At 40.7% G+C, this 11621-nt stretch carries 8 protein-coding genes; 2 read left to right on the forward strand and 6 right to left on the reverse strand.

What is annotated here, in order from left to right; genetic code table 11:
- The first annotated feature begins 120 nt into the window (after positions 1-120).
- Positions 121-1413: a peptidoglycan DD-metalloendopeptidase family protein gene (locus tag ACGHEH_RS05425; RefSeq protein ID WP_390442585.1), complete on the forward strand. Its 1293-nt coding sequence runs from the start codon at positions 121-123 to the stop codon at positions 1411-1413.
- A 56-nt stretch (positions 1414-1469) separates the two neighbouring features.
- Here the strand turns inward: ACGHEH_RS05425 and ACGHEH_RS05430 are convergent, their stop codons facing one another.
- Genes ACGHEH_RS05430 through ACGHEH_RS05450 form a run of 5 tightly spaced genes read right to left on the reverse strand, consistent with a single transcriptional unit; the run spans position 1470 to position 8761 of the window.
- Positions 1470-3593, reverse strand: coding sequence for a prolyl oligopeptidase family serine peptidase (locus ACGHEH_RS05430; protein ID WP_390442588.1), 2124 nt, complete (start codon positions 3591-3593; stop codon positions 1470-1472).
- Positions 3594-3636: 43 nt separating this feature from the next.
- Positions 3637-5544, reverse strand: a complete 1908-nt coding sequence (locus ACGHEH_RS05435) for a hypothetical protein (protein WP_390442591.1) — start codon at positions 5542-5544, stop codon at positions 3637-3639.
- Complete coding sequence (locus ACGHEH_RS05440) at positions 5541-7433, reverse strand: hypothetical protein (RefSeq protein ID WP_390442594.1); 1893 nt, start codon at positions 7431-7433, stop codon at positions 5541-5543. The genes ACGHEH_RS05435 and ACGHEH_RS05440 overlap by 4 nt, the downstream gene beginning before the upstream one ends.
- 9 nt (positions 7434-7442) lie before the next feature.
- On the reverse strand, positions 7443-8345 hold the full coding sequence (locus ACGHEH_RS05445) for an ABC transporter ATP-binding protein (RefSeq protein ID WP_390442597.1): 903 nt from the start codon (positions 8343-8345) through the stop codon (positions 7443-7445).
- A gap of 2 nt (positions 8346-8347) precedes the next feature.
- On the reverse strand, positions 8348-8761 hold the full coding sequence (locus ACGHEH_RS05450) for a GntR family transcriptional regulator (RefSeq protein ID WP_390442600.1): 414 nt from the start codon (positions 8759-8761) through the stop codon (positions 8348-8350).
- Positions 8762-9116: 355 nt separating this feature from the next.
- On the opposite strand from ACGHEH_RS05450, the gene ACGHEH_RS05455 reads away from it, so the two are divergent.
- A complete protein-coding gene (locus ACGHEH_RS05455; RefSeq protein ID WP_390442602.1) occupies positions 9117-10913 on the forward strand; it encodes a transcriptional regulator in 1797 nt (598 codons plus the stop codon).
- Positions 10914-10933: 20 nt separating this feature from the next.
- On the opposite strand, the gene ACGHEH_RS05460 is transcribed toward ACGHEH_RS05455, so the two are convergent.
- Complete coding sequence (locus tag ACGHEH_RS05460) at positions 10934-11596, reverse strand: alpha/beta hydrolase (protein ID WP_390442605.1); 663 nt, start codon at positions 11594-11596, stop codon at positions 10934-10936.
- Positions 11597-11621: the final 25 nt, after the last annotated feature.

Raw genomic sequence — 11621 nt, forward strand, 5'->3', positions numbered from 1 at the left:
TGCTATTTCTAGAAAGCCACTGTGCTTAAGATATAAATGAATGATTTAATTAAAAGAACTAAATTTATCTTTTTTGGGCTTTTACCCAAATTGCCAAGAAAACACTCGGTAGCAATTGTCGTGTCGACTTTAATGCTCGCTTGGTTGATTAATCTTGAGTCTATGAAAGATCACTTAGTCGCAGACAAACAAACAGATATTGATGAAGTCATAACAGCCAAAACTAACTTAATCTCAGATCTAGTTACTGATCTTGCTGAGCAAGGTGAAACTGCTTCTTTTAAAGTAAGTTCAGAGCCCGAATATCAACATGCTGAAGTGGTTATTTCTGTGGGTGATACACTGAGCGCTATATTTGAGCGCTTAAGCATTTCACAACACACACTTTATGAAATCCTGAGTGCTGATGAATCTATATTGGCACTAGAGACGCTCAAGCCAAATAATGTGCTTATTTTTAAGTATCTTACTAAAAATCATGAATTACAGGAGTTAGAGTTATTCGTTCATGCTGGTCATCGTATCATTTATCGTCGTGCTGAAGATGGTGGCATAGAGTATGAAACACTAATTCAAGATGGCGAGTGGCGCACAAGACTCGTTAGTGGTGAAGTAAATGGTAGTTTTTACCTCTCTGCACAAAAAGCCGGATTGACTGAAGCTGATGCAGCCCTAGTGACTAACATATTTAAGGAACAGATCAACTTTACTCGCGCTCTTCGCAAAGGCGATAAGTTTCAAATAATCAAAAATGAGCAATTTGTTGATGGCAATCCTACTGGACAAGCCCACATTGTCAGTGCAAGGTTCCAACAAAAGACCAATGAATATACTGCTTTTTTATTTGATGATGGGCGTTTTTATGACAAGCAGGGTCATAGTTTAACAAGAGCATTTAGAAGGTTGCCGCTACAAAAATCGTACAGAATAAGCTCTCATTTTAACCCCAGAAGAAAGCACCCTGTTACAGGTCGTATTAGGCCTCACAATGGGGTAGATTTTGCCACACCTACCGGTACTAAAATCATTTCTACAGGCGATGGAGTTGTAACTAGAGTAGGCAATCATAAATTTGCTGGAAAATATATAGATATTAAACATAGTAGCAGGTACAAAACACGATATTTGCATTTACATAAGGTCAATGTCCATAAGGGTCAGTCAATAAAACGTGGACAAATAATAGCGCTTTCAGGCAACACAGGCCGTTCAACAGGTCCACATCTGCACTTTGAACTGCACATGAATGGTAGACCTGTTGATCCATTGAAAGCCAAAATTCCACTAACCCGCTCATTAACCAAAAGCGACAAAACCGCGTTCTTAAAGCTGGTTTCTATGCGAACTAATATGCTAGATAGTTTACTTGATCCTGAAATAAACAAAGCGCACGAAACCATATTGGCAGATTGAAGTGCAAGGTGAACTTACTATTCATTCTAGCTCGATATCAGAAGACAACTTTTGATTTAAAGCTCATCCGATAAAGCGAGCTTATCAATCTCCATATGCTTTTTAATAAATCGGATCAAACGCTTGTCTTTGTTTGGATCTAGCGGTAAATAATGTCCGTCTAAATATTTGGCTAAAACTCTCTCAAGCAAATAACTATACGCCATTAAACCTTGCTTTGATGTGGGAGAATGTAACGCACTTGGGTCAACAAAATAACTCACCGCTTCATTTGCCTCTTGCAGTCTCAATACATAATCGTTGACATCATTAATGAAGATTTTTCTATCTCCGCGACCTGCCCATACAAATACAGGGCTTTGAATTTTGTCAGGGTGAGCGCTGGGGGAGTTTGCAGTAAGTTGTTCTTTAGCGGCTTTGTCATCCCAATCTAAGATCATTTGCCTAAAGTAATAATCACTGAATTGCCCTCGCACTTTTTCAGCAAAGCGATAATACAATCTCGCTGAACGGCCAATATCTAAACTCGGCGCGCCAGCAAACCCCACCTTGAACAGTTTGGCTTCAAAAGTCAGCGCCGTCAGGCTACTAAAACCACCAAAACTGTGGCCTATGATAGCGAGTTTGTCTTTATTGCCGATCCCTTGAGATAAAATGAAATGCATGCCATCAATGATGTCGTTGTGGGCAATACCAAGCCCGAATTGTTTATTTGCCCCTTTTTCATACTCTTTACCATAACCTGTTGAGGCTCTGAAGTTAGGTTCAAACACAATGTAGCCTCTATTCGCCAATAACTGTGTTTGCCTATCAAAGCCCCATTTTACCTGTGAGAAAGGACCGCCATGAGCTTTAACAACTAAAGGCGCATCAGATAACGAAACACCATTTGGCAGTGTTAAATAACCGTAAAGCTTAAACCCATCTCGACTTTGATATTGCACAGGCACTTTCTCAGATACCCAAGTATCTTTCATTTTCTCATCGTTTTGCGGTAATGCGTTTGTTTGTTCGTGTAAAATACGCTGCAAAGTGTGTTGCTTTGGCTGATAAATATAATGATGAGTTGTGGGGCTATTCGCTTCCAAAGTGATCAACCAAGGTTTGGTTTGATAGGCTTTAATACTCGCGGGTAACGCATAAGTGAATGCTTTGCCTTCGAGATATTCACGAATATGCGTTAAGTGTTTAGCCACAACAGGGTGGTGGCTCATTTGCTGAGTTTTGGCCCCTTGGTATAAATAGGAAGTTGGAATGAGTAAGCCATTCTCGTCTTCGCCCAATGTCGCTGACACCAAGTCGAAGGCTTGCTGTGGTTGCGCTGCAACATCTAGCAACGTCTGCGTTTTTAAATCAAACCAAGCCAGTCTTTTAAACTCTGCATCATGATTGGTTTGAAGCAGTAATTGTTGTGATTTGTCGTTAAAGCCCTGTATTTGGCATTTATCATCCCATTGACAGGTGAAGACCACTTTTAAAGACCCATCAGCCTGAACTTGATGAATAAAACGCTCTCCGCGATTGCCTTCAGCGGTATTCACTTGCTTGATAAAAGCTGCATTACCCGTTTTCGAATTTACTGACAGCTGTGAAAAAGGCATTGTTGTCTGCCATATCACACGCGCTTTACCAGCAGCTGCAACGCTCAATATTTCAAAGATGCGCTCGTTGGTACGCCACTTTTTAACTAAAAAGCTGGCAGGCTGACTTGGGTCTACGCCCAAAAATCGCTCTTTCTTTTTCCAATCAATTTTGGCCAATCTTTTTAGCTTGGCTTTGTGTGTTAATGGCAACACTGAAAGCTGCTCGCCGACTCTCACAAACAACGCTGAGCTGTCTTTTGAAATCTCAAATGATGGGCGCTTTCTAAGTGTAACTAGCTTAGTGATTTTATGGTCTGCAAGGGTATATTGATTAAGCGACCAGCGTTTTATACCCGCTTTTTCTTCACTGCTGAGATACAAAACATAATCGGCATTGGGTGATAGGGTCACTGCCTGTATACGCTCACTCTGTAAAAAGTGCACTGCCGGTAGAAGCGGCGCACGGTTTTTTTGTTGCACACGTTGTTTGACCTCACTGAGATCGGTTAAAAACTCAGCTTTGGCAGAGCTTGTGCACATTACCCATATAATCAGCGCGCAACGAAGCATACCACTGAAAATGTCAGTCATATTCATTATTCACTACCTGGTTGTTGATGCGCCGAAGCGCATCACATGGTTAATTTAGGATTGCGTTAGAAGAAGTTGATGAGACTTTGATTTTCGCGCCTCTTATGTTGCTAAGCCAAGGGGTTAACAACATAAAACAAGCCACGCCAATTAAGCTCATGAATAGAGCCATACCTACCCAGAACAGTTGTTGCTCTGTGCTTAATTGTGCTCGTCTTGCCAGCAGATAAACCAAAGCCATACTGAATAAAGTAAACCCTATGGCATATGCCATAACTTGCGCTGACCTTGTTCTCGAAATAGTGTCATTAAATACAGCGCCAATGCTTTGATCATTGCTGTTTAACGCCTCATTGGCCGCTTCGAATACGGTGGCAAAGAAAATCGGCGACTGCCAAAACGCTTGCTCAGACACAAACTTTGGTAAAGGTCGGTGTGCAATATACTGCTTTGAAGTCACTGGCGTCACTTCGCCTGCATAGTCAACAAACACCACAGACACACCTGGTTTTTGAAAACCAAAGTAAGAGCGACCATGAAACAGAAATAATGCTCCGTCAGGTAACATATAAAACTGCGTGTACATTCTGCCATAGGCTTGCTCAGGATACGCAATAGAGAAAAGCGGTGCACTGCTGGTATTCAAGGCAAAGAAATCACGCTTTTCGAATACCAACGCTCTTTGATTTGTGGCCATAGAGACAAGTTCACCATCGCGTTCAGTTTCAAAAGGCCCGTAAAAGTATTCACCGTCTTGCGTTTGAAACTTTATTTCCATGTACTGCTCTTCGAAGTCAAGCACGTACAGCGTATTAAGTGTTTGGATAAAACGACCTGCTATCAATCTTGGTGGGTGAGAAAATGCCTCTAGGTTTTGTATGTCATCAATTGATGTCACAACATGAAAGCCATTTTGATCTATTACATGTTTGAGGTTTTTGCTAAACAAGTCATAACCCAAAAACACTTGATATTGATGTGAAAACTGCCACTTAGTCAAGGTTTTCATGTCTATGTATCTTTGTTGCTGATCTTGATGCATCAACTGGTTCAAAGTATCGAATGAAGTTGGATGTGTGCTCATAAATAATGTGCTGACACCCTCTAAATTCGGCAGCAAATGGGCTCGCCACTGTGTTTCATCGGCTGGTAAAATTCTATTAATTACCGCTTTGGCATCTGGCCCCCACATTGAAGCGTAATACTCAGGTATGTCCGCTTTCTCAAAACGATCAGGATGGGTCGAAAATAGCGTAACTGGAATATGGTAAAACAGAGCCTGCGTCGACATTAAAATGGCACCCAAAGCAGGCCCCATGAGTATAGCTGCGATAAATTGGCGACTCATGCGAGTATCGTGTTGACTGACATTCAATTTGAAGGCTGATCTTGCTAAAAAATACACAAGAGCAACCATTACCAAGTCAACTAACAGTACAAGAAACGGCGAGTTTGGCGTGCTATTGAGCACAAAGAGCAGTATGCCAAGAATCAGTAATGCCCCCTTATTTGCCGAAAGCGCAATATATACACCGGTGAAATACGAAAATATCGCAATGAGTGCTATGTGGCCCACATACAGGTAATGCCTAAACTCAATGAGCTCAAGTGACGCACTATCTAACACAACAAGCATAAATAGTAATGGTACTACGAGAACCATCATCACAATGCTTAACCCTGATGCGAACAATGCTTTGAAAATGATTTGCTCAGCCAATGGGCGGTGCATCAGATACGCCCAATGGTTCTTCCTTTTATGTAATAAAAATTGCGTCACTGAAAAGATCAAAGGCAGTATTATCGCAAGGCCACTCAGCACAGTGCTGAACATGCCGCGGCCAGCCATAAGGTCGCCCTGACTCGATAAATAAGCCAGTAAAGCAAGAAATATAAATGCCGCCGTTTTGGCATACGCTTTATAGCGATTAAGCTCAGATAAGAATAGATCCCTCATGCGGCTGACTCCCTTTTAATTAACCCTTGTAATTTCGGCCATGGCATCAGTATCAAGAATGCAATCAGCGCAGTTGGGCCAGTAATGAGCGAAATCAGTAACCAAAACTTATGCGTTTTATCATCTAATTTGGCTTTTTTGCCAAGATAAAAGATTGAAGCAACAGTGAGTAAACAGCAAAAAACAATCAGTAATGAAAAATTTAAGTCGATCGGCCTCTGCCAAATAAAACCTTCACCTCTTGATGGCTCAGAATTAAACATCAATGTTGAATGCACTAAGTTATCTACAATATTCAGCACCAATGGAGAAAACATTAACTTCTGTTGATGCAGCCAATCTGGCAGCGCTGAAAGCTGCACTTCTTTGCTCACTAGTGTGATGTTGTCGCCCTCATGAGGCAGGTAAATTAATTGAGCGCCAGCTTTGAGTGCGGCAAATAAATTGCCGTCGTGCACCATGAGCACGTAACCGTCCATCACCTCTGCCATCACAAATTCAGGTGATACAGGGTGAGCAAAGTCTAGCGAAACTTGTTTGATTGGTGCTAGGCCGCCAAGACTGTCAACAAATTTCACCTTGTTGAATAGATAAACTCGCTGGTTTGAGCTCATAAAGATCACATCAAACATAGGTACTGGAGTCGAGGTGAAGTGCTCTTCTGAACCAGTTAATGCAAATTTCAAATCGATTCGCTTATTCTCAAAATCAACTTGATAGAGCTTGTTTTTGGTTTGCACATAGTGAGTGTTTGTTTGTACTGCCACAGCCACATCAGCAAATTTATTTGACTCTGTAAGCTGACTTGCCTGGTCTACAAATCCAGTGCGACCTAAAAAACCAACTCGTTCACCAGTTTGTCTATCAATGCCAACAAATAGCATGTCTGAATGAGAGAACACCCACTTTGTGGTATCTGTCTCTAGCGCAAACTGGCTATGTCGAGTATGTAAGTAAAAGCCATGTTTAGGTTGAGGTTTATAAAAATGTGCTCTCGATAGTGTGTTGGTTTTAGCAAGTTTAAGCTGCCTTTGTATCGTATCGCCAAGTGGCTGTTCGATATCTCTGGCAAGCCATTGCATTACCTCAAGGTCAGTGTGCTTTCGTAATAATTCATAATCAAATTGCCCTTGGGTTTCTAATTCGTGCAGCGGTTTCGCTAAGTCGTATTGCTGCGAAGTTAAGCTTAGAGGAATATGGTAATAAAAAGCTTTTAACGATATTAAACCCACGACCGCAACAGGCTGAATAAAAAGCACAGCAATGGCGATGAATCGCTTAGATGTTTGCTCTGCAGCAAGATTAACGCGAAAAGAGGCATATGCTAAATAACCGCTAAAAAATAAGAACATTGAATCTAACAGCAAGAAATACAGCACACTTTCTTGGCGCCTTAAAATCAAATAAGTGAGTGAGAACAATACGCCAATTGCGAGTTTATTGTTTGCCAACGCAATAAATTGGCCCAAGGTATAGCCACATAGCATGACCAAAAATGCATGCACGACATTAGTGTAATGTCTTGCTTCAACCACTTGCTGCGTCGTGATATCTGCAATCAACACATTCACTAAAAATGGCAAAATAAAGGCAATAAACAGCAGTAATGCACCGGCTAGACTTAGAGCAAAATAAATTCGCCCTTTAGATAAAGGTCGATGCATCAGATAGATCCAATGATTCTTTCTTCTATGTAAAGACACAGACACCAACCCAAATAACACCCCAACAGCAACACCACCTAAAATAATAAAAAGATGCAACTCAGATTGCGGCTCTACCACTGAGAAAAATTTGCTGAATGTGCTCCACAGCACCAATTGCAATAGGCATATACCCCAAGCAAAAAGTTGGTAGCGCTGATATTCACTTTTGAATAAATCAAACATCACGCTCTCCTACTGTGGTGCTCGGTGATTTTTTGCCAAGATAGAAGCGATGGCTTTATCTAAACTAACAGGGACTTGCGTGGCGGCTTCAATGCCAAGCGCATTAAGTTTTTCTAATGCCTCTGCGGCTTCTAAGTCAGCCAAAACTAAGTGAGTTTGTTCGTCTATAGTGCGAGCCGAGAGTACGTTACCCAATGTACTAAGTTGTGACTCACTCAAGGCCTCATCAAAGATCCAATACGTCACCATGTCACAGAATTTTTCGGGACATTCGTTATATTTCATCTCGCCATTTTCAATCACGATTAACTGCTCAGCGACACGCTCTATCTCTTCCATCTGATGCGAACAGTAAACTATGGTGGTGTCGATATCTGCTTGGGTGAACATCAAAGCTTCTAAAAACGCTTGCTTGGCAACGACGTCTAAACCCAGTGTTGGCTCATCTAAAATCAGCACTTCTGGCGCTTGCGCTAAGGCCATAGCGAGATTTAAACCCGCCCTTTCACCACGAGATAACGCTGATACTTTTTGTGACTGCTCAACGTTGAAATTACCGATCACACTGTCATAGAGATCTTGTCGCCAGTTCTTATAAAGATTTTTCTGCATGGCGGTCACTTCATGGACTTTCATCCAGGTTGGCAGAGTATGCTCTTCGTTCACATAGCCAATACGACCTCTGTGTTCAGGCTCTAAAGACTGACTGTTATGACCCAAGATAAAAGACTCACCCGAGGTCGGGGCATCGAGTCCTAGGAGTATTCTAAATAAAGTACTTTTGCCCGCACCATTGGCACCAATCACGGCATGAATGCCACCCTGTGCTATTTTCAAATTAAGAGATTGGATCGCGACTTTCTTGCCAAAACGCTTATGCAGTGCTCGGGTTTCGATAATGTAATTAGCCATAACTAACGCTCTTTATCCTGCTTATTAATCGTCTGTAATTGCCCTTGTACATGCTCAATGATCTCTCGGTGGCTAAAGCCTAAACTGATGATCTCATTTATGAAATCATCGGTAGCTTGCTCAAGCTGTTGCGTTCGCTCTTCCTCAGATAAAGTGCACTGCCGCTGAGTCACAAAAAGGCCTAACCCTTTCTTTGATTCAACTAAGCCAAGGTCAGTTAATTCGTTGTAGGCTTTGGCTACCGTATTTGCGTTAATGGTCAATTGCATTGCCAAGCCACGCACACTGGGTAACTTACTTCCTGTTGGTAATGTTCCGCTGGCAATCTCTTTTCGAATGCCATCGACAATTTGACGAAAAATCGGCCGAGCGTCCCCGGTTACAATTTGTATCGCCAGTGCAGTAGTTTTTGTCATTAGCTAATTATTCACTGTACTATCTGTAGTAGTACAGTAGATCGAGTGTACCACTTCGTCAATAGTACAGTTTGAGTTATTTTATTTATCTATATAAATCATATTGTTGGTTTTTATTTTTTGTTTAAAAATGATTTTAAAGGCAAGTAAGGAGGCATTTCTATGTATGAATGCATGGCTGTTTGACACTTAGAGGCTTTGGTGGTGTTACTTCTGTGCTTTAAAAGAAAACTTTACTGAACACGTATTTATTACATAACTTACTGATGACTTTAACGGCTTTTTTTTGAGAACACTTTACCCAAGCATATCATTTGATTAGGCTTGTCTAGTTCATTACTTTTTTATTATCGGCATGAAATACAGCTTTAGTAACTTCCAGTTTGACTGTGAGCAAAAGATATTAACCAGTGACGGGCAAATCGTCCCTTTAAATGATAAAGCCGCGAATATATTGGCTTTGTTTGTAATGAGCGATAGTAGGATCATTACTAAAGATGAAATATTAGAAACTGTCTGGGCTGACAGAGTGGTGACTGAACAAGTTGTGTTTCAGAACATCAGTCAGTTGCGAGGCCTATTCGGCATTAATGCGATTAAAACGTTTTCTAAAAAAGGCTACCAATGGCAACTGCCAGTTATAGAACTCACTGAGTTGGCTTCTCAACATGAACAAAAAATAACATCTAGTGAACAAAGCAACACAGATGTTGACAACCCCCCTCCTGGAAAAGAAAAAACACCGCCGTCGATAAAAAAAATTTCTTCAACTCATATATTTGCTTTGGTGAGTGTATTAATAATTACTACGTTATTGAGTTGGAGTATTTTTTTTAGTAAAACAACAGCAAACAAACAGCTTAAGCCATCGCTGGTTTTTCATTTAAATAGTGAGACAAAAAGCCGCAAAGTGATTGATGAACTCAGCCCTCAACATGTGTTTGATACTGGCATTATAAGCTGGCAGCTCATTAAGCAAGCTCCCTCTGATTTATTAATCGCAACACGACTCCACACCATTAAAAATGCAGTTGCTCTTCAATTTATCGTACAGGGGCAGAATCGTAGCTGGCAAGATCACATCGTGGCGGATAACCCTGATCAAGCACTTCACGCTTTTAACATACTTATTAATGAAATCTCAGATTCTCAATACTTTTCAATTGTCAGTGAGCATGGCGCTTTGGCTCAGTTGAACGTACTCAGCCATCAACTAGCTAATAACCTCTTGATACAGCGAAAGCGATTAAAAACCTTTATTGCAATTGAACAACTATCGCAAGCCAATGCCTTATTAACTGACCTAGAAAATAAGTCTGAATCAACTCTCGAGCAAGCCTTGCTTCTGCTTGCAAAAAACGAAATCGCTAACAAAGCAAAAAATTGGAAGTTAGCTAAGCGAAGCATTACACAAGCAATAGAACTCTTTGAGCACCATGGGCTTAACCACCTAATTGCAAGGGCATATATAAGTGCTTCTTGGGGCTATATAGTTGAACAAAACTTTCGTGAAGGTATGACGGTATTAAATACTGCTGTTATTAATGCCAGAAAAGCGGATCAGCCATTGTTGGAGTTTGAAGCGACGGCTATGCAAGCGTATTTTTCAGGCAAAGTAGGAGAAATAGAGCTTGCCTATGCACAACTAGACACAGCAAAGCAACTGATATCGCTTCATGATTTGGGTGATGAAAACCAAGCTTTGATATATTACTTCGCAGCTTGGATTGAACAAGATAAAACTAAAAAAGTGGCTGCTTATGAGTCGCTTTTAAATACGCCTTTTTCAGCCAAATATACAACTTATTATTACAGTAGTGCTAAATCGTTAAGAAGTATCTACCTACACCAGCAAGCATTTGATAAAGCTGAAGCAACCATTAAATCCTGGCAGTCAAAGTCTTTTCAATCTATCAGTAAGGCTTATATTAAGCTTGCACAGAAACAAGTGCCTATTGGGCTAGAGTTTGCTGAGCTTGCTTTTAATCAAGCTCAGCTTGATCACAGTCGTTATGTGGCATTAGATGCTGCACTGTTACTTATTCAGTTAAACAGTCACTTAAAACAAAGGGCGAAGGCTTATATTGTTCAACAAGCAACGCCACGCTGGTTAGACCAAAACCCATCGGGAAGAGATCTTATAAATAATTAGCCTATAACTTTAAGCCACTATTAAAGCGCTTTTATCCAGCGTTTAACTGGCTTGACCCATTCAGGAATAGGTCGATAAAAGGCACCATGTTCTAGCCCTGTATTTATCGCTATTTCTTCAAATGACTCCGCTTGAGTACTTTTAGTTTTAAGTGCCTTACAAGTGTTTGCTTTGTCAGTTTTCTCGTAAATAGACAAGACACGGCCATATACCTTTATGTCTGTGTGTTGTTTAAAAACAAGTCGACCACAGCCTGCAAGTAAAATCGTATTAACCCCTAAATCTGATACCTTGTCTGAAGTCAGACCTGTTATGAAAGCGCCCTTCGAAAAACCCATAATAGTGATATTTTTGGCATCTACACCTTGTGCTACCAAGCTTCTTATTTGTTTATTAAGCTCATAAGCATATTTATATGGGTCAGTGTTTTTTGACCTATGAAAAGCAATCAAATTGTAACTCTCATCAGCAAGTGCAGCCTTTATTGCAGGAAAATCATAAAGCCCCCAGCCATTTTTAGTATTGACAGGCTTGGGATTATCCCCTTCGACAATGTAACCATGAGAGTAAAATATATACTTTTCTTGAGGTTTTATCTGCGTTGGAAACTCAGAGTAAACTTCTCCGGCAAAACTATTAAAAGATAAAAGTAGAGCAGCACTTAAACTTATCAGCTTTTTCATTATGTGTATTATTAGTTGTGGATTG

The organism is Pseudoalteromonas sp. MTN2-4 (assembly GCF_042848605.1).
Lineage (GTDB): Bacteria > Pseudomonadota > Gammaproteobacteria > Enterobacterales > Alteromonadaceae > Pseudoalteromonas.

Coding starts and splice junctions, on each gene's coding strand:
- ACGHEH_RS05450 (WP_390442600.1), bottom strand. CDS start 8,761: ATGACAAAAACTACTGCACTGGCGATACAAATTGTAACCGGGGACGCT.
- ACGHEH_RS05445 (WP_390442597.1), bottom strand. CDS start 8,345: ATGGCTAATTACATTATCGAAACCCGAGCACTGCATAAGCGTTTTGGC.
- ACGHEH_RS05455 (WP_390442602.1), top strand. CDS start 9,117: ATGAAATACAGCTTTAGTAACTTCCAGTTTGACTGTGAGCAAAAGATA.
- ACGHEH_RS05440 (WP_390442594.1), bottom strand. CDS start 7,433: ATGTTTGATTTATTCAAAAGTGAATATCAGCGCTACCAACTTTTTGCT.
- ACGHEH_RS05460 (WP_390442605.1), bottom strand. CDS start 11,596: ATGAAAAAGCTGATAAGTTTAAGTGCTGCTCTACTTTTATCTTTTAAT.
- ACGHEH_RS05430 (WP_390442588.1), bottom strand. CDS start 3,593: ATGAATATGACTGACATTTTCAGTGGTATGCTTCGTTGCGCGCTGATT.
- ACGHEH_RS05435 (WP_390442591.1), bottom strand. CDS start 5,544: ATGAGGGATCTATTCTTATCTGAGCTTAATCGCTATAAAGCGTATGCC.